This window comes from Rhodococcus sp. Leaf233, from assembly GCF_001426165.1.
GTDB lineage: Bacteria > Actinomycetota > Actinomycetes > Mycobacteriales > Mycobacteriaceae > Rhodococcoides > Rhodococcoides fascians.
The window spans coordinates 173,423-191,975 of the sequence record NZ_LMRO01000009.1; the positions used below are offsets into that span (position 1 = coordinate 173,423).

Genomic DNA, 18,553 nt, shown 5'->3' on the forward strand with positions numbered 1-18,553 from the left:
TTCTTGTTTATGAAAGCCTCAGAAGCAGTATGAACTCAAATGGGTATTCCAGCCAACTCTGAGTACGATGTAATGGAGTCAAACAAACTATTGGACAGGAAACCGGAGTCTTGGACGGAGTCAGCGAAGTGCAAGTACTCGCGGTCTCGCTGTCGACGTCGGTTGGCGGAACCGATCACAGTCTGCGAAACGTGGCGCTGGCATTGCGGCCCCTGGGCGTGACCGTCACTCTGGGTGCGCCCGGTGGCAGCGACACCGAACAGTGGTGGCGAGCCGCCGGCCTGCCGTTCTTGCCGCTGGACCTGCCGCAACGCATCGGAATCCATCGTCAGGGCGAGAATTCTCTGCATCCCATCGGCGGGCTCGCGGCACAGGTGCCGAAGAGCGCACGCACGGTGTCGATACTTCGGCGAGCTGCCCGCGACTTCGACGTCGTACATTCCAACCATCTGCTGCTGCATCCCGACGCGGTGCTCGCGTCCCGACTCGCACGCACCCCGGTCGTCGTCGAATTTCACGACATCGTCCCCGCCGGGCCGGGGCGCACGCTGCTCGCCGCGATCGCGACGACGGCAACCCACACGGTGGCCGTCAGCACAGCTGCAGCACTGCAACTCCCGACGCGTGCGCGTGGACGGGTGAGCGTGGTGCACCAGGGAATCGACACCACGGCCTTCGCGCCGGGTGCCGGTGACCCGGCTCTGCGGGCCGACATGACCGCCGACCCCGATGCTCCACTGATCGCAGCCGTCGGCCGGATCGATCGCGAGAAGAAGCTCGACGTACTGATCGACGCCGTGGCACGGGTGCGTCGGTCCGGAGTCGACGCGCATCTGGCGATCGTCGGCGCGCCCAGCGAGGACGACGGTGGCTACCTCGTCGAGTTGCAGCAGGCCGCGGAACGGTTGCTGCCCGGCGCGCATCGTTTTCTGGGCCGCACAGATGCGGTGGCGTCGACGTTGCGTGCCGTGGATGTGTTGGCCTGCCCGTCACAGGACGAGCCCTTCGGGCTCATCGCCCTCGAGGCACAGGCCTGTTCGGTGCCGGTCGTGGTGAGCGACACCGGGGGCCTGGTCGATTTCGTCTCGCACGAGCGAACCGGCCTCGTTGCCCGAACCGGCGACGTCGACTCGCTGGCCAGGCAATTGTGCAGGATGCTGACCGATCGCGGCCTGGCCGCCACCCTCGCCGAGGCCGCGCGAGGGCAAGCCGTCGGACAGTTCGATTCCCGACATCGCGCGAAGCGTTTCGCCGACATCTACAGTTCAGCAATCGGGAAGAAGCGCATCACATGACGTGACGCATCGGCTCTGCAGCGGAGCCGACGACGCAACCCAGCCGTGCGGATGTCGGGGCATCCGCACGCACACGCTCGTACCGAATCGGAGTTCTTGATGCTCGACCACATGGCCCCCGGCGTCCCGCGCCGCCGCACCCCGCAGCGGGTCGGCGTTGCCGTTCTTGCCGCGACTGCGACCGCGACCCTGGCCGGGGCCGGCTGGGTCCTCGCACCCAGGCGGTCGCCGGAACCGCTGCGCGCAGCAGAGCGGTTCGTCGACGGCGACCTCATCACCGTCGTCGTGGGAACCGTGGGCAGACCGTCGCTGTCGGGCACGGTCGAGGCCGTGCTCGCGCAGTCCTACCCGGCCCTGGAGATCGTGGTGGTGGACAACGCACCCACGTCGGGACGGGTGGACGACGCGTTGAGGTCGATCGACGATCCCCGCTGCATCGTCGTGCGTGAGCCGCGCCGCGGGGTCTCGCGAGCCAGAAACACCGGTGCCCGGCACGCGTCGGGCCGCGTGATCGCCTTCACCGACGACGACGCCGAACCGGATTCGCAGTGGCTCGCCGCCGTGGCGCAGGTGTACTCGGCAGATCGAGACGGTGTGGTGGCCGGGGTGACCGGACGGGTCGTCGGACTGGCGGTCGAGACCGATCAGCAGCGGTGGTTCGAGGAATCGGGGCTGTTCGAGAAGGGATCGACGCGCACGGTCTGGACCCTCGCGCCGACCGGATCGATCGACGAAGAACTGGGTGCACGCGGCACCGCAGCGCTGTTCCCCTACACGGCCGGGGAGATGGGCAGCGGCAACAACATGTCGTTCCGAAAGAGCGCCTTCGACTCGCTCGCAGGATTCGACGAGAGGATCGGCCCGGGCACGCCCACCAAAGGCGGTGAGGACCTCGAGTTGTTCCGACGTGCAGTGCTGCGCGGGGGAACGATCGTCTACGACCCGACGGCCGTCGTCGGCCATCATCATCGAGCCGATCACGAAGCGTTGCGCGAGCAGATGTTCGGGTACGGAAGCGGAATGGCCGCCATCGTCACCAAACTCTTCCTCGACGGCGGAGCTCCGGCCCGCGCACTGCTCGGCCGGCTCCCGACCGCATTCCGCATGCTTCTCGCACCCGAGGAGAACCGCTTCGCGGACGGGGCTCCGCCGATGCCTCGCGACCTCAAGCTCACCGAGCTCTACGGCTACCTGTGCGGGCCGTTCCTGTACGTCAAGGCCATCACGGTTCGCGGCACCGGGATCAATTCGTGACGATCACCGACACCACCGACGCACCCGAGGACGCAGTAGGTCGAGCCGATCCGACGCGACCCGACTCGAGCTACCGCGGGGCGCAAGCGCTGCTCTTCGCTGCGGCAGCGGTCGCCATCGCGTCGACGCTGCTGGCCATCCTCGCCGGATCCGATCACGCGGGTGCGGTACCCAACGGGCTCCGGGTAGCCGTGGTCGTCGCCGCCGTGACGCTGTTGCCCGGGGCACCCATCGCGGTGCTGCTACGCCTCCGACAGCCGGCACTGGTCGGTTCGGTGACGGTCTCGATCTCGTTCGCGACGATGCTGATCATCGCGCAGGCCGAGGTCGTCACCGGGAATCTGCGTCCGGTGACGGTGCAGCTCTACATCTGTGCGGTGTCCGCCGCGCTCATTCTGTGGGCGTCGCGAACGTTGGTGCCTGCGGTGCCCCGACCGCGCCCGGACCGGACTGCGGTGGTGACCCGGTACGCACTTCTCGGCGCGGTGGCCGTCGCCGTCGTGCTGTTCGCTCACGCCACGAAGGTGCTCAGGCCGCAGGCGTCCGGGGCGTTGGGCGTCATCACCCATATCGGCTTCAGCTACCTCGTCGCGCTGGCGATCGTGGCGGCCGTGATCGCCGTGGCGCTGTCGCGGGCCCGACTCGACCCGGTGGTACTCGGCGCGGCCGGTCTCGCTCTGATCATGTTCACCACGATGTACGTGTCGTTGGCCGACGGCGTCACGTCGATCCCGACGGCGTACACCCATCGCGGGCTGATCGACATCATCGCGTCTCTGCAAGGTCTGCCACCGCCGTCGGACGCGCGATTCAGTTGGGCCGGATTCTTCTCTGCCGGAGCTCATATGTCGGGTGCCGGCGCGCTGTCGGACCTGTCCCCGATGCTGCTGTGGGCTCCGCTCTTCTACGGCGGCGTGACCATGTTGCCGCTGTACTCGATCGCGTTGTCGCTGACCGGGCGCAGGCGCGTGGCGTGGATCGCGGTGATCCTCTACCTGTCGTTCAACTGGTACCAGCAGGACTACTTCGCGCCACAGCCGACGGCGACCATGCTGTACCTGACCATCTGCGCCTTGCTGCTGTGGCAGTTGCGCAGTGCGCCCCTGCCGTCGGCCCCGCGGTCGTGGCGTCGGTGGATCGTCACGGTGCCGCGGCGAACTCTGGGCACGGTCCCCGGTGTCGGTGCCGGCCGCACCCTCGCGATCGAGGCGCTGATGATCGTCCTGATCGCGGCGATCGTCATCACTCACCAGCTCACGCCCATCGTGTTGATCGCGGCGCTGTTCCTGTTCTCACTCACCGGAACCACGCGGTACCGACTGCTGTGGCTGTTCGCGGTCGCGCTGTTCGTGGCCTGGTTCAGTTACGGAGCCGTCGACTACTGGAAGGGCCACCTCGCGTACGTGCTCGGCGATGTGGGACAGGTGTCGGGCGCGGTACAGGGCGGCGTCAGCGACCGGATCGGTGCCGATCCGCTCTACCAGAAGATGCAATATCTGCGGTTGGCGGCGTCGGGCGCGCTGCTGATGTTCGCGTTCGCCGGTTGGCTGACCTACCGCCGACGCAAGACGTGGCTCATCGGCGGCTTGCTCTGCATGGTGCCTTTCGGTTTGGTGCTGGTGCAGAGCTACGGCGGTGAGGTGGTGATCCGGTGCTTCGTGCTGGCGTCGCCGTTCATCGCGCCCTACGCCGCGGACGCGTTGGTGCGCACCTTCGCGATCATTCGACGGTTCACGGGTCGATCGGCCCAGCCTCGGCACTGGTCGCGCACCGTCGCCGCGACCGCGGCAATCCTCGGAATTGCCTTGATACTGACGGCAACTCGCGGGTTGAACACCTCGTTCGAGCACACCGACGAGGATCAGATCCGATACGGAGACGCATTGATGCGGTCGGTTCCGCAGGGCTCGGAAATCATGGTCATCGGAACGGCGGCCGGGCTGGTGTCCGCACGCTACTTCGACGACGTCAGAGTGGCGACCATGGAATCGTTCGAGTGCCTCGACGATCTCAGCGGGTGCGTCCGAAAGGAGAACCCCGACTTCGTGTTCACCACTCGACAATCGTCGGCGCAGATCTACCTGCAGTACGGATATTCGCAATCGGTCGTCGACCAACAGCTGGGCATGTTGGTCGGATCCGACGAGTATCGCGTGGTTGTCGAAACCGCCGACCTGACCATTCTGCAGAATGCGTCCACCCCACCGGTGGTGCTCAAATGACAGATCTGTGGCTCGGCTTCCTCGCATTCGGTGCCCTGTTCGCGGCGCTGATCGTCTCGTCGGTACTGCGCGAACGCGAGGTGCCCTCCGACGGAGCGATCGGGCGCGGCGGCAGCGGACGCATCAACCGCGCAGTGGTGCTCTCCGCGACACTGATCGTGCTGTTGCTCCTGGCGGCAGTCGTCGTGATCGTGCGGTTCCAGCAGATCGCGATCTGGGAGTGAGGATCGGACGCGGCCTGTCGGTGGCCCTGCTGGTCGTGGCGACGACGGTGTCCTGTGCGCAGACGACCGGACCCCAACCCGAGTTGGTCAGCAGCGAACGGTGCGACCCCATGGCGGACGACGTCATGTCGGGTGAAGCCGTGCCCCGGGAGGACCTACCGGGGTGGCGGCAGACCTTCGTCGACGATTTCGACCGGTGCGATCTCGGTGACGACTGGGGTGCGTACTACGGCCAACCCGGAGGCGACCCGGCCAGCTGGTGGGAGTACGACCAGGCCTCGGTCACCGGTGGCGCACTGCGGCTGCGCGCCGAGCAGAAGGACGGCCGCTGGGTGACCGGCGGCGTCTCGAATTCGCCGGTGTCACAGACGTACGGCAAGTGGGATGTGCGACTGCGTGCGGACCGATCCGACGAGATCAGCTATCACATTCTGCTGTGGCCCGCCGACGAGGTGTGGCCGCCGGAGATCGACATCGCCGAGAGCGCCGACGGGACCAGGCAGACGATGTCGTCGTTCCTGCACTGGAGCGGCGCAGAAGGAGACCGTCACTTCTCACAGGCGAATCTGCAGTTGGACACCAACGACTGGCAGACCGTCGGAGTGGAATGGGACCCCGAGCAGATCAGGTATCTGGTCAACGGAAAGGTCTGGGCGCGAACACCACTGGGAGCATCCATCCCGGACAAGCCGATGTGGTTGGGCATCCAGGCCCAAGCGGGCGCCTGCACCAAGCTCGAATCCTGGGGTGTCGGAGAATGCGGCCGGGCGGGAACACCCGACGTCGCGAACGTGGATGTGGACTGGGTGTCGGTGTACGAATCGGACGGGACACCGTCCGCCGTGGAGGACACGCCGTCGGGATCGGTTCTGCTGGAACAACAGAACTGACGCGAAGCCGGCCTACGACGTACGGACCGTCAGGCCCGGGTTCTCGGCGAGAATGTCGTTGATCGGCGTCGCGAACAGTTCCGGGCGCTGACCCTGCAGCATGCTGACGACGGTCGCGATCTCGCACGAGGGTTGATCGCCCACGTTCGACGCGTTCGCGATGCCCACGGCGAGCGTGCCACTGACTATGGGGCCACCGCTGTCGCCGCGCAGCGCGCAGATCGACGTGGAGAAGCTGCGGTCCAGGACGTTGCCGCCCATGGTGACGTGCTGGCCCGTCGACAGGATTGTGCCGCAACTGAATCCGGTGGTGGCTCCGGATTTGCAAACCGGCGCGCCGACGACCGGATCCACCGTGCCGGTGATCAGCAGTGGGCCGGACCCGGGAACTCGCATCGCGTTGCTCTCGAATTCCCCGGTGTTGCCGTCGTCGATGTCGATGAGCGCATAGTCGTTGTGCGCCCGGCTGGTTCGATAGAACGAGCCGAACTTGGAGCCGACGAGGCTGCCGTACATGGGGTACGCGCCCGTCGTGACGGCGGAACCGGTGCTCGACTCGCCCGGATCGCAGTGTCCTGCAGTGATGTTGACGGCACCACGCGTCGGATCGACGGCATTGAAGCCCAACGAGCAACGCAGACCGGCCCCGGCCGGGGTACCGGCGAGAAAGCTGTCGCCGCCGAGGTACGAACTGGCGCGAATGGGCCCAGCGGTGAGCGAGGGATCGAACGGCACCCGGTCGAGGAGCGGACCGATTGCATCGAGGACGGGGGCCGGGATGTCGAATACAGCCGGGTCGATCACGAATCCGGCCGCCGTCGCCGCCTCGACCATATCCGCGTGGGACGGTCCGTCGGCGACCGCGACGACCGGCAGCCCGGCCGCGTCGAGATTGCCACGGACCGCCGGGCCGACGGCGGTTGTGAACTCGGCCAACCGGCGCGCTGCGTCGGCGCGGTCGAGAAACTGCTGAGGGCTGAGCCCGAGATCGCGTGCCACAGCGTCGGCCAGTGACGCCGGTTCGGGCGGTGCCGCAACGGCAGCGGGTATAGATACCACCGTCATGAAGAGCAACGAGACAGCAGTGACCGATAGTGCACACGCACGGCGACGCATAACGACCTTCCCCCCGGGCATCGAACGATGTGATGCCGTTCACTTCGCACACGAACTATAGGGGGTCGGAGGCCTCGGGCGTACCGGTTTACCCGGTTCGGACAGTAGCTCCGGTCGCGCTCGTCACCTGATCGATGGGAATGCCCAGGCTGGCGGTGCCGCCGAACTGCGCCAGCGCGAGGTTCGCCTCGGTGCAGTCGGGTGCTCCACCGCTGTTGGATCCGCTGGTGATGCCGAGTGCCAGCGTGCCGGTGACGATGGCCCCGCCGCTGTCACCGGCCAATGTGCATGCGGTGCTGGCGAAGCCGCGCACGGTGCGCGACGTGCCGTCCTCCATGAAGAGCTGCGTCTCGACGCGGTCGGCGGCCACCACTCCACACGTGAACGACGACGACTGCCCGGATTTGCAGACGGGTGCGCCGATGACGGGGGATGCCGTTCCGGTGACGGTGACGGTGCTGCCGTTGGCCCCGCGAACGGTGGGACGGTCCAGCCCGGCCTTCTGTCCGGCGGCGTCGAGGCCGATGACCGACCAGTCGAGGCCGTCCGGTGCTCCCAGGCTCGAGCGGTCGAACGAGCCGATCTGGGAGCTGCGCGCAATGTCGGCCGGATCGGGCAGGTACACCGGTGCTCCGCCGGCGCCCGTGGCCTTGTTCGGATTGCAGTGTCCCGCAGTCAGATTGACGGCACTGCCGTCGGCGTCGACGGCATTGAAGCCGAACGAGCAGATGCTGATCTCGGTCGGCGGTGCGTCGGCGATCGGCCCGGCGGTGGTGACGTACGTGTCGCCGCCCATCGGTGCCGGGTCGGCGGGCTTGTTGCCACCGGGGGAGAGCATCACCTTGATGTTGGCCAGCAGAGTCGGCAGGTTCAGGGCCTTGCCGATCGGACTGTTCGCCACATTCAGCACGATCTGGTTGTCGATGAAGTCGATGGCTGTGCCGTTGATCTGCTCCGAGATCTCACGCGGGAGGCCGGCGATCCACGTGTTCAGATCTGCCAGCGACTTCTCCAGCCCGTCCGCGGACACCGGCGACTGCGCAGTGGCATAGCCGTCCTTGGCGACGGCCTGCGCGGCTGCGGGAGAGGTGACGGCAACGACGGCATTACCGTCGGGTCCGATCCAGGCACCGGCGAAATCGGCGGGTCGGCTCGCCCGGAAGTCCGAGGCGTAGGCCGACAGCTCCTGCGCACGCGCCGCACGATCGAGGTACTCCTGCGGGGAGATCTTCAGATCTCGCTGCACGGCTTCGACGAGCTCTCGCGGAAGCTGATCGGCGGGCGACTGAACCACAGGTTCGGCTGCCGCTGTTCCGGAGAACGAAGCAAGAAGTACGAAAGCCGTCGAGCACAGCACTGCAGTACGCAGAGCCCCGGTGTTACGCATGAAATCCCTTCATCGGGTGCTTGGCATCAGCGCCCCACCCTAGGGCATGCGCTACCGGACCAATGTTTTCCCTGCTCAGGGCTCCGGGTTCGTTGCTGAGGTGGTCGTCGTGGTCGTCGTAGTGACCGGAGTCGTCGTTTCCGCCGGCGTCGTGGTTTCCGGAGTGGTGGTCACCGCGACGGGCGGTGTCGTGACCACCGGAGGCGGTGCCGGTGTCGGTTCCGGAGCAGGCGGCGGCGCAGGCAGGGGAGCCGGTTGGGGCGGGGTGTACTCCTCGGCCGTCGGCTCTTGCACCACCTCGGGAGCGGCCGCGGGCAGCGTCGTCGTGGTCGGTGCGGTAGACGGCACCCGCGCGGAGGTGGTGACCGGTGATCCCGCGTCGGTGACGGTGGGCGGTGTCGTGGCGGGTCCGCTGCTGAACACCCCACTCAGGGCTGCGATGACGAGAACGATGACCACGCCCGCACCGGCACCGGCGATGATCGTGGTGACGGTACGCGAGCGCTCGCTGCGTTCCTTCTTGTTCTCGGTCGCCGCACCGGCGAACGCGGTTGCGGCGTACTGCTGGGTCGCCGTGTCGGAACCGTCGGGATCTCCGGCCGGAACGATGGGCTCCGAGCGCAGCTGGGACGGGCCGAACACCGGTGCCACCGCCGGTATCGCCTCGGAGAACGCAAGGGGCGGCGGCGGAGCGACCACCGGGATCGCGTCGGTGTCGAGCGAGTCCGTGCCGTCGTTGCGAGTGACCACCGGCGCTGCGCCGGTCACCAACGAGTTGCCGTCGACGTCCTCGATCTCGGCGATGTTCAGTGCGCCGCGAGCCGCAGCGAGCGGCTCGACGAGCAGCGCGCCTGCGGTGCGCTCGCCGATGTCCGCGACCACCGAAGGTAGGGCGGCACTGCCGCCGGTGAGCACGACCGTGCCGGTCGACGGCACGTCGAGCAAGCCCAACGTCGGCGCGATCAGGTCTGCGAACTCGGCGCGGGTGACCGTCGTCGTATCCGAGACGCCGGGCAGCTCCACCGCGATCGTGGCCACGTCCGCGGTGCTCAACGTGTGTTTCGCCTGCTCGCAGGACGCGACGACACCGGTGAGAGAAGCCAGAACTGCGGCGTCGGACAGGTCGAGGTGTTCGCGATCGGTCACGACGTGATCGAACAGGGCATCGGTGAACACGTCACCGCTGACAGCGGTGGTGCGCTCGGTGCCGCCGCCCGGATACGTCGAGATGTCGGTGCCGGTGGCCCCGATGTCGATCACCGTGACAGCAGCCCCCGGGCTCGGTTGAGCGAACGCGCTCGCAGCCTTTGCCTCGGGAACCAGCGCGACGTCGGTGAGACCGGTGTGGTCGAGGGCATCGCGCAGCAGAGCGATGTTCTCGCGGGGCCATCGCGTCGGATACGTCATCGTCGTGACGGGCGTGGACGCCGATTCGGACGTCTCGGAGAACATGCCCACGAGGCAGTTCGCGGCGTTGGCCATCAGATCCTCGGCGCGATACGCGTCGGCATCGGGTTCGAGATCTTCTTGCTTGCCGACCAGATCGACGAAGCGAGTGAACGGCGCGGTGTCGACGGACTCTCCGAGATGGGCGCGGCCGTCGTCGTCGAACCTCAGTGTCGTCGGCAGTACGACGACGGTGGGTTCGAACGCGGTCGAGTCGCGATACACCGCAACGGACCTGGTGTTGCCGATTGTGATTCCGAGATGCCCGGCACCGCTCATGGAGTGCCGCCCGTCGTGGCTCCGGCCGGAGTTCGGTCCTGCGGAGCGAGACGTCCGGCCTGGGTGTTGTCGTCGGCGTTCTCGTCGGGGGTGGGCTTCGGCGGGTCCTCGGCGGGTCCGTCGTCGGGCAGCTCGGGTCCGACCGGTTCGTCGTCGGTCAGCGGCGTCGTGGTGGGGTCCTCGGTCTCGGTGACCTCCGGAAGGTCGACGGCGGGTCGCGTGTCGACGTCGGCCGCGTCGCGTTCGGAGCGTCGCTCTCGGGTCGGGTCCGTAGCCGTGGTCGTGGTCTCCGGCGTGATGATCGGTGCGGGCGGGACGGCGGGGACGAGTTCGGCTGCCGGTTCGACGACGGCAGTGGGGAAGTCGATCGGCCCACCCGGCCGGATTCCCGACGTCGTCGTCGGGGGCGCGACCTGAGCGTTCTCGATGGTGGGCACCGGGGTGTCGGCGGATGTGCCGAGCTGCAATGCGATCACACCGGCACCGACCGTCAGCGCCGCTGCGAACGCCGCGGCGGCGAACAGTGGGGCGGTGAACAGGGGACGACGGTCGGCGCGGGTCGGTGCGCCGACGACGGCGAGGCGTTCGGTGACGGCGTCGACCGGGTACAGGGCAGCCAGAAGCGCTGCACCACGAGCCGCGGCGACGGCGGTGTCCTTCTTCTCCATGGTTGCTCGCATCGACGAGTTCCAGGCGGCCAGCGCCTCCTCTTCCGATACGAGCGCAACGTGCGCCAACCCGTGCCCGTTCATGGCCGCACGCAGGGCGAACACCTGCTCGGCGGTCCAGCGGGCCGGGTAGGTGGCGGCCGCAGCGAGATCGCCGGGGCGCAGATCGATCGACGACGCCACCTCGGTGAGCAGGCACAGCAGCGCCATCGACGTCAGCTGTTCGGCGGGGAAGACGGTGCCCCGGCTACCGGTGACCCCGTCGCCGAGCGCGTCGAGGAAGTGCGTGTACGCCTCGGAGTCGTTGTCGGTGGCGTCACCGAGTGAGACGGTGCCGTCGGGGTGAGTGTTGAGCACGGTCGAGTGCAGGGACGCCAGATGCAGGGAGGGGCCGGGCGCGATGGGGTGCGACACGGCCGCAACGGCCTGGTCGTCGTCCAGATAGAGGCCGACGTCCGGTGCGCCGATACTCGCCCCGCCGGGCTGCTCGGTCATGCGGGCTGCTCGGTCATGGGGATATCTACCTGTCCTGGGCTCGGAGTCGATGTTCGGTCGTTATGTCGCTTCGGATCCTCACACAGTTACACCCGCAGTAGGGGGCATCAGCGTGCCGAGGTCAGGTGGTCGATGTTCCGTAGCCCATCGCCCGCAGCATCGAGATCAGTTCCGAGCGCGACCCGGCTCCGAGCCTGCGGCGAATGCGAGCCACATGATGTTCGACGGTTTTCGGGGAGATGTAGAGCCGGCTTCCCACCTCGCGGTACGTGACCCCGAGAACCAGTAGTTCGGCCACCTCGGCCTCGCGTTCGCTCAGAGATCCCGACGGCTGCGGCGTCGTCCCGTCGGTCTCCCGCTGATGCGAGCTGGGCTGACGCAACGACCGGGCGATGTGCAGTAACGAGGTGGCCGTAGCGGTGTCGGCGACGGTCAGTGCGGCTTCGCTCGCCAATCGGGCACCGTCCCACGGCAGGCCGAACGCGGTGAGGGTGCGCGCCGAGAGTTCCACCTCGGCGGCGTCGGGCCTGCCCTGTAGAACACCGAGCCACGCCCGCCCCGCCGCGGCGAGTGCGGAGCTGTACGGGTGCGTCGGAGCGGCGGACGCGAGGGCCTTCGCGTGCGGCACCAGGGCTTCGGGCGTCTGCGCCACGATGGCGGCCTGCACTTGATACCAATGCAGCGCCGAGGCCCAGACCGGCGGATCCCCCAACGCGGCGAGCAGCGTCGTGGCTTGCGACACGAGGTGCTCGACGCGATCGAACTGGCCCACTCGTGTTGCGGCCAGCACCAATTCGCCGATGGGCAAGAGCGAGAACAGGTCGATCGAGTACGCGGCGACGACGTTCTGCGCCTGGGTCCACGCCGTGACGAGAGATCCGGCGTCCCCGGACCTGCGGGCCAACCCCACTCGAATGCCGTGCAGGAACAGGTGATTGCGCACGTGCGAGTCGGGGATCTCGAGCGGGTCGACCAGATGGCAGGCCTGCGCGGCGTCTCCGCGCAGCATGGCCGCCCAGCCGCCGATGAGAACGAGCCGCGTGTGGGCCTCGGATCCCGGCCGCAGCTCGGGTAGGGCACGAGCGATGACGGAGTCGACGCGGGCGAGATCACCGCAGTGCACGGCATGCAGGGCGGCCACCGCGGCTGCCGAATCCGGAGCGCACCAACGATCGGACGGCGCGGCCGTCAACGTGACCGCGCGCATCAGCGAGTTCGTCGCCGCACTCGATGCCGCAGCGCTGCGTGAGTCGATCGAACCGAGGACCCCGTCGACGAGCAACGCACCCGACGCCGTACTCGACGTCGGTGCCAGCGATGCCACGACACTCAGTGCGCGGTCGGCAGCAGGGCGGTCGCCGGCGGCAGCGGCCGACAAGGCAGCCCACACCGCATCGGTCCCGAGTCGATCCGTCCCGAGCCAGGCGAACAATTGCGTACTGCGCGAGACCATTCCGCGCTGCGCGGCGATCGACGCCGAGACCCTGACCGCAGTGCGTAGATCGGCCTGCGTGTGATCGGTGGCCGCATCGAGGATCTCGTCGGCACGACGGCCTGCCTCGTCGAGGTGTCCGGTCGCGGCGGCCACCTCTGCCCGGCGGGCCGCGAGCGCCGACGGGTCGAATCCCGCCGCTGCTGCCGCATCGTACAGCTGGCCAGCGGACTCTATGGAAGTCGAATCACCCTGTCCAGCAAGGAAATCGGCGAGGTCTGCGCGTACGACCCCGTGCGTCGCCAACGCTCGCGCGGCCGAGGCGTCGAGCAGACCGGATTTCGCCGCAACCTCGGTGATGCGGTCGAGCAGCACCCGGCATCGACGCTCCCCGATCATCTCGGTCAGGGGACCTTCGGCGGACGGAATCAATGCGCCCGTGGCGTCGAGAAGACCGGAGCTGCAGGCGATATCGACGACCGTCTCCGCGTCGGTCGGCCGCGTCACGAGCTGCGCCGCCGTGACCGGGTCCGGGACGACGCCGAAGCGAGCCGCGAGCAGCACGGCGCGGGTGTCGTCGGTGGTGTCGACAAGTATCCGGCGATGCTGCTCGGCAACGGATTCGGTGACCGCACGCAGCGGAGTCGGGTCGGACCGTTCGCCCCCGAGCGCGGCCAGTGCCGCGTCGACGGCGACGAGCAGCCCTCCGGTGGACTTTGCGATCGCGCTCGCCAGCGAAGCCGAGATCGGCCGAGCGACGGCGGCTGCCCGCGTTGCGATCGACGTCTTGTCCAGCGGCATCAGCGTCAGGCGAGCGGCGCCTGCGGACGCGACGAGCTTCTCGATCCGGGAATCGTATCGGCGCGGGGCCGTGGCAAGAACCAGCGTGATGTCCGAACGGGTTGCCGCAGCGGCGATCTCGTCCACGCGGTGATCCGGCAACAGATGGGCGTCGTCGACCAGAACCGTCGCACCCGACGGCGCGTCGGTGACACTGCCCGCATGCACCGTCGTCGCGGCGGCCGCGACCGCACCGAGCACCGCGGATCGGCCGGAGCCGTTCACCCCGACGACAACGTGCACACCGGTGCTCGACGACGCGTCACGAACGAATCGATCGGCGCGCTCCACGCCGACGAGAGCGGATGGGCTGTTGGCCACGGTCGGTCTATCGACCGGTCAGGCCGCCGACGACCCCGCCGAGTCCGTCACCCAGGCCCTGACCCACACCTCCGACAACACCGCCGAGGCCCTGCCCGACGCCCTGCCCGACGTCGCCGAGGGTCGGGCCCTGGTACGTCGGTAGCGGTTGTGGCGTGAACTGCGGTGCTTGCGGGACCTGCACGGCCGGGGGCTGGTAGTTGGGCACCGTCGGTGCGGCGATCGACGGGATGGTCGGCACGGTGGCGGCCCCGTTCTGGCCGGGGACAGCGGCCGGCGCTCCGGCGACGGGTGCCCCGGCAACAGGAGCCCCGGTGGCCGGATCGATCTGGGTGACACTGCCGTCGGGGTTGACCACCGTGGTGGGTGCGCCCGTGGAACCGACTGCTGCAGAACCGGTCGGACCGGTCGTGGACCCGACTTCTGCCACAGCGGCCGTGCTGCCGGGAGTCTCGGTGCTCGAGATCTCGGCGTTGGATTCGGCCGGAGTGGTGTTGTCCGAGGTGAGGGCCGTTCCGACCGACAGTCCGCCGCCCGCGAGAAGGGCCAGCACGACAACGGATCCGGCGACCAGGCCTGCCTTTTTCCGTCCGGACATTCCCGATTCCGACGCCACTGCCGTCGGGGTCGGGGCGGGCCGCGGGGTGGGACGGGGCATCGGCGCGGCAACGGCGGTCGCGGCGGGAACCGCAGCCAATGCTGCTGCGTCGTCCGCGGCGGTGGCGTCGGCGATGTCGCTGCCGAGGATTGCGGCTCCGATCGCGACGGTCAGTTCGGGGCGCGGCCCGGCCACGACCGGTACTCGCAGTTCGGTCGAGACGAGCTCGGCGACGAGGGGGATGGCCGAGCTGCCGCCGGTCAACACCACCTGATCGATGTCGGTGACCTCGAGGCCTGCGGCCGCGACTGCGTCACGCACTACTCCGATGGAGGCCAGCAGCGACGCGCGAACGAGGTCTTCGATCTCCGAGCGGACCAGTCGTACTTCGGTGTGCAGCCCCGGTAGGTCCACGGTCAGCGACGTGGAGGTGTCGTAGGACAGCTGTTCCTTGGCCTCGCCGCAGCGGGCGCGCAATTCGACCAATGCACCGACGGTGTCGGGATCGAAGGGATCGAACTCGAACGACTGACTGCCCGAGACGGTGTCGAGTACGTACTGCATGATCTCGTGGTCGAACTGAGCGCCGCCGAACTCCTGCGAATGAACGCCGGTTCCGACGACGCCTGCGTCGGACCCGGTCCGCATCAGCGTGACGTCGAGAGCCGTCGCGCCGAGGTCGTAGACGACCGCGAGACCATCGGACTGGGTTCCACGGGTGACCTCGAGCCAGCGCATCGTGGCGACCGACTCGGGAACGAGCGTGACGTCGGTCAGGCCTGCGCGATCGAGCGCGTCGCCGAGCACCTCGACGGTGTAGGCGGTCCAGCGTGTGGGGTGGGTGACCACCACGGAGGGGGAGGAGTCGACACCGGCGGAGACGTCGGCGACGAGGGCACGAGTGGCGGTGGCGTACAGGTCTTCGGCGCGGTGACTGCGGCCGTCGTCGTCGATCAGTTCGACGGGGTCACCGACGCGATCGGCGAATCCACTGATGAGATGGCGCGTCGAGCGGTCCCACAGGTCGGCGAGACTGGGGGCCGCACCGGGACGAAGATCGAGGGCCGAACGCTTGACCACCGAGGTCACCGGGTCGGTATCCAGGGCGGCAACAGCCGTCACAGTTCCGATCCGTATGCCGAGCCCTGCGTTCATCTGCTGCCACCTTCTTGTCGCACTGCCCTGGTTCCCACCGCCGTTACCCGCACTGTCGGCTCGGTGCCCCGATTCGTTACGTCTCACAGCAGGTTAGAGCGTGCAACGAGGTAAATCCCCTAAAGCGCTCAGATCCCCTAATGCAAGTCCCCTGGCGACCCCCGGGGGAGTAGGGGGATCGTCCCCGTTGGGCGGGGGCTCTTCGGACCATAGCTTTGTGATCAACCACGAAGCATCACTCGTCAAGGAGACTCACATGGCTACCAACGCCGTACTCGATTTCATTCTCGGCCTGCTGCGCGACGACAACGCCGCTGCTGCCTACTGCGCCAACCCCGAGACGACGTTGGCCGCTGCCGGCCTCGGCGGCGTCACCCACGCGGACATCGTCGCGGTGGCCCCGTTGGTCGCCGAGTCGGGACTGTTCGCCGGTGCGGGCAGCCAGCTCTCCGCCATCCTGGGTGCAGGCGGATCCGCAGGCCTCGACGGCGCACTCGCCGGAGGCGCGAGCCTCGGCGGCGGACTGTCGGCCGGACTCGGCATTGCCGCAGGAGCGGTAGCCGGCGGCGGGCTCGCCGCAGGTGGTGCGCTGACCGGTGGAATCGACGTGGCGGGCGAGATCGAAGCGTCGCTCCAGGCAGCTCTCGCTGCAGCTCTGGCCGTCGGTGGCCAGATCGGCCTCGAACTCGGCACCGCATTCGGTGGCGCTCTCGACGCACTCATCGGTGCCGGTGCGGGCATCGGCGGCGGACTCGGTGGCGGAATCGATCTGGACCTCGACGGCCTTCTCGGCGGCACGGTCGGACTCGGCGCTGCGCTCACCGGACTCATCGGAGCAGGCGCAGGCATCGGCGGCGAGATCAGCGCCGACCTGGCAGCGCAGCTGCAGGCAGCCCTCGACGCCGCGATCGGTGCCACCGGCGCAGTCGACCTTGCCGCACTGGCCGACATCCAGGGCGGACTGTCCGGCGCGCTCGGTGCCCTCTTCGCAGTCGGCGGAACCGTCGGAGCCGAACTGGGCGCTGCCGTCGGTGGCGTCTTCGAGTCCGTGCTCGACGCCGGAGCCGGACTGGACATCGTCGGCGGCCTCGGCACCGCGCTGACCGCAGGCATCGGCGGCGCTCTCGCCGGGCTCGGAACGGTCGGTGCGGACCTCACCGCAGACATCGCAGCAGCCCTCAGCGGATCCGCCGAAGCCGGAGCCGCGCTCGTCGGCGACATCGCCGGTGGCATCGGTGGCAGCCTCGGCGGACTCTTCGCCGTCGACGGTGCCATCGCAGGATCCATCGGAACCGCACTCGGTGCAGTACTCGACGCCGGTGCCCTCGCTGACATCGACGTCGACGCACTCCTCGCCGCCGGCGGCAACATCGGCACGGTCGTCAGCGGCGCCCTGGGCGGCGTCCTCGATCTCGACGCCGGAGTCGTCGGAAACCTGGCCACGGCCATCGACACCGCCATCGAGGGAACCCTCGGTGCCGGTCTGGGCATCGGTGGCAGCATCACCGGCGAACTGGCGGGTGAGCTGACGGGTGAGCTGACCGGCGGAATCACCGGCGCACTGACCGGCGGAGTGACGGGCAGCCTCGAAGGAATTCTCGGAACCGCATTCGGTGTCGGAGGCGCTGCCGGCGCACAGCTCGGCACGGCCGTCGAAGCGATCGTCGACGCCGGAGCCACACTCGACCTCGGAGCAGCACTCGGCGCGAGTGCAGATCTCAGCGCTCAGCTGGCCGGTGCGGTCGACACGGCCGTGTCCGCAGGTGCCGATCTCACCGGCACCGTGGAAGGCACCCTCTCCGGACTCGGTGGCCTCGGCGGCGGCCTGACCGGCGGCCTCGCCGGACTCGGCAACGTCGGCGGAGACCTCACCGGCGGCCTGGCCGGACTCGGTGGCCTCGGCGGCGGCCTGACGGGCGGCCTCGCTGGAGTCGGCAGCGTCGGCGCAGGCATCACCGGCGGCCTCGCGGCCGTCGGTAGCGCAGGAGCAGATGTGACCGGCGGCCTGGCGGCGGTCGGCAACGTCGGCGGCGACGTGGCCGGTGGACTGAATGGGGTCGTCGACGCGGGCACGAGCCTGACCGGCGGACTGGCCGGACTCGGCAGCCTCGGCGGCGGAATCGCAGGCGGTGTTGCAGGCGGAGTCGAGGGCGGTGTCTCGACCGGGATCGACGCAGCCGCGCAGGCCGGTGCGGGTCTGGAAGGCACCCTGACCGGTGCCGTCGACGGCGGAATCGACGCGGCAGCGCAGGCCGGTGCAGGACTGGAAGGCACTCTCACCGGTGCCGTCGACGGCGGAATCGACGCGGCAGCGCAGGCCGGCGCAGGACTGGAAGGCACTCTGACCGGCGCTGTGAACGGCGGAATCGACGCCGGTACGCAGGTCGGTGCAGGACTCGAATCGGCAGGTGACCTCGCCGGTTCCGCCGCGGGTGACCTGGCCGGAAACGTCACCGGAGGACTCGAGGGCACCGTGGGCGGCGTCGTCGACGCGGGAACCTCGGTGGGCGGCGAGATCGCGTCGAACATCGGCGGCGGACTGGATGCCGGCGGCTCGATCGGCGGCGGACTGGCCTCCACGGTGACCGGGGGTTTGGATGCTGGTGCGGACGCTGCGGGTTCCGTGGCCGGCGGGTTTGACTCCGCCGCGCAGCTCGGTGGCCAGGTCACCGGTGCAGTGCAGTCCGGAGCCGAGGGATCTTTCGAGTCTGCGAGCTCCTTCGATTCCAGCGCGAACGCATCGGGCACGGGCTGGTCGAGCGTCGACTCCGACGTCTTCGGACAGAGCGAGAGCAGCACGGACCTGTTCGGCGAGACCGGCGGCAACCTGCACGGATCGGTCGATTCGGCAGCAGATTCACTGGGCCACTCGCTGACCGTCGACCACGACATCGACCCGCTGAACCCCTGATCGAGTTGCCTGTGATCAGG

12 protein-coding genes are annotated in these 18,553 nt (G+C 68.6%); 6 read left to right on the forward strand and 6 right to left on the reverse strand.

Annotated elements, in window-relative coordinates:
- Positions 1-128: 128 nt before the first annotated feature.
- The 5 genes from ASH04_RS11590 to ASH04_RS11610 all read left to right on the forward strand — a co-directional run bounded on the left by ASH04_RS11590 (position 129) and on the right by ASH04_RS11610 (position 5,885).
- Entirely contained in the window at positions 129-1,295 is a 1,167-nt protein-coding gene (locus ASH04_RS11590; RefSeq protein WP_156394530.1) for a glycosyltransferase family 4 protein, read from the forward strand.
- Positions 1,296-1,394: 99 nt separating this feature from the next.
- A complete protein-coding gene (locus ASH04_RS11595) occupies positions 1,395-2,549 on the forward strand; it encodes a glycosyltransferase family 2 protein (protein ID WP_162247528.1) in 1,155 nt (384 codons plus the stop codon).
- On the forward strand, positions 2,546-4,771 hold the full coding sequence (locus ASH04_RS11600) for a hypothetical protein (RefSeq protein WP_057473580.1): 2,226 nt from the start codon (positions 2,546-2,548) through the stop codon (positions 4,769-4,771). Before ASH04_RS11595 ends, ASH04_RS11600 begins: the two co-directional genes overlap by 4 nt.
- Complete coding sequence (locus ASH04_RS26780) at positions 4,768-4,995, forward strand: hypothetical protein (RefSeq protein WP_027495644.1); 228 nt, start codon at positions 4,768-4,770, stop codon at positions 4,993-4,995. The genes ASH04_RS11600 and ASH04_RS26780 overlap by 4 nt, the downstream gene beginning before the upstream one ends.
- Positions 4,992-5,885 (forward strand): glycoside hydrolase family 16 protein, encoded by an 894-nt coding sequence (locus ASH04_RS11610; protein WP_057473581.1) that lies wholly within the window; start codon positions 4,992-4,994, stop codon positions 5,883-5,885. Before ASH04_RS26780 ends, ASH04_RS11610 begins: the two co-directional genes overlap by 4 nt.
- A 12-nt stretch (positions 5,886-5,897) precedes the next feature.
- Here the strand turns inward: ASH04_RS11610 and ASH04_RS11615 are convergent, their stop codons facing one another.
- The 6 genes from ASH04_RS11615 to ASH04_RS11640 all read right to left on the reverse strand — a co-directional run bounded on the left by ASH04_RS11615 (position 5,898) and on the right by ASH04_RS11640 (position 15,622).
- Positions 5,898-6,950 carry a S1 family peptidase gene (locus ASH04_RS11615; RefSeq protein WP_162247529.1) on the reverse strand — a complete coding sequence of 351 codons (1,053 nt, stop codon included), beginning with the start codon at positions 6,948-6,950 and terminating at the stop codon, positions 5,898-5,900.
- 139 nt (positions 6,951-7,089) lie between these two features.
- Positions 7,090-8,388, reverse strand: a complete 1,299-nt coding sequence (locus tag ASH04_RS11620) for a S1 family peptidase (protein WP_032371871.1) — start codon at positions 8,386-8,388, stop codon at positions 7,090-7,092.
- A 75-nt stretch (positions 8,389-8,463) separates the two neighbouring features.
- Complete coding sequence (locus tag ASH04_RS11625; protein WP_057473583.1) at positions 8,464-10,113, reverse strand: hypothetical protein; 1,650 nt, start codon at positions 10,111-10,113, stop codon at positions 8,464-8,466.
- The gene (locus ASH04_RS11630; protein WP_057473584.1) at positions 10,110-11,276 is read right to left on the reverse strand and encodes a hypothetical protein; all 1,167 of its coding nucleotides are present in this window, start codon (positions 11,274-11,276) and stop codon (positions 10,110-10,112) included. The genes ASH04_RS11625 and ASH04_RS11630 overlap by 4 nt, the downstream gene beginning before the upstream one ends.
- Before the next feature lie 121 nt (positions 11,277-11,397).
- Positions 11,398-13,869: a helix-turn-helix transcriptional regulator gene (locus ASH04_RS11635; protein WP_057473585.1), complete on the reverse strand. Its 2,472-nt coding sequence runs from the start codon at positions 13,867-13,869 to the stop codon at positions 11,398-11,400.
- A gap of 7 nt (positions 13,870-13,876) precedes the next feature.
- Entirely contained in the window at positions 13,877-15,622 is a 1,746-nt protein-coding gene (locus tag ASH04_RS11640; RefSeq protein WP_032392276.1) for an Hsp70 family protein, read from the reverse strand.
- A 256-nt stretch (positions 15,623-15,878) separates the two neighbouring features.
- On the opposite strand from ASH04_RS11640, the gene ASH04_RS11645 reads away from it, so the two are divergent.
- On the forward strand, positions 15,879-18,533 hold the full coding sequence (locus ASH04_RS11645; protein WP_082519278.1) for an IniB N-terminal domain-containing protein: 2,655 nt from the start codon (positions 15,879-15,881) through the stop codon (positions 18,531-18,533).
- The last annotated feature ends 20 nt before the right edge of the window (positions 18,534-18,553 follow it).

Bases quoted from the DNA above. Each gene is read 5' to 3' on its own strand.
- ASH04_RS11640 (WP_032392276.1), bottom strand. From the start codon at position 15,622: ATGAACGCAGGGCTCGGCATACGGATCGGAACTGTGACGGCTGTTGCC.
- ASH04_RS11620 (WP_032371871.1), bottom strand. From the start codon at position 8,388: ATGCGTAACACCGGGGCTCTGCGTACTGCAGTGCTGTGCTCGACGGCT.
- ASH04_RS11615 (WP_162247529.1), bottom strand. From the start codon at position 6,950: ATGACGGTGGTATCTATACCCGCTGCCGTTGCGGCACCGCCCGAACCG.
- ASH04_RS11625 (WP_057473583.1), bottom strand. From the start codon at position 10,113: ATGAGCGGTGCCGGGCATCTCGGAATCACAATCGGCAACACCAGGTCC.
- ASH04_RS11630 (WP_057473584.1), bottom strand. From the start codon at position 11,276: ATGACCGAGCAGCCCGGCGGGGCGAGTATCGGCGCACCGGACGTCGGC.
- ASH04_RS11645 (WP_082519278.1), top strand. From the start codon at position 15,879: ATGGCTACCAACGCCGTACTCGATTTCATTCTCGGCCTGCTGCGCGAC.
- ASH04_RS11595 (WP_162247528.1), top strand. From the start codon at position 1,395: ATGCTCGACCACATGGCCCCCGGCGTCCCGCGCCGCCGCACCCCGCAG.
- ASH04_RS26780 (WP_027495644.1), top strand. From the start codon at position 4,768: ATGACAGATCTGTGGCTCGGCTTCCTCGCATTCGGTGCCCTGTTCGCG.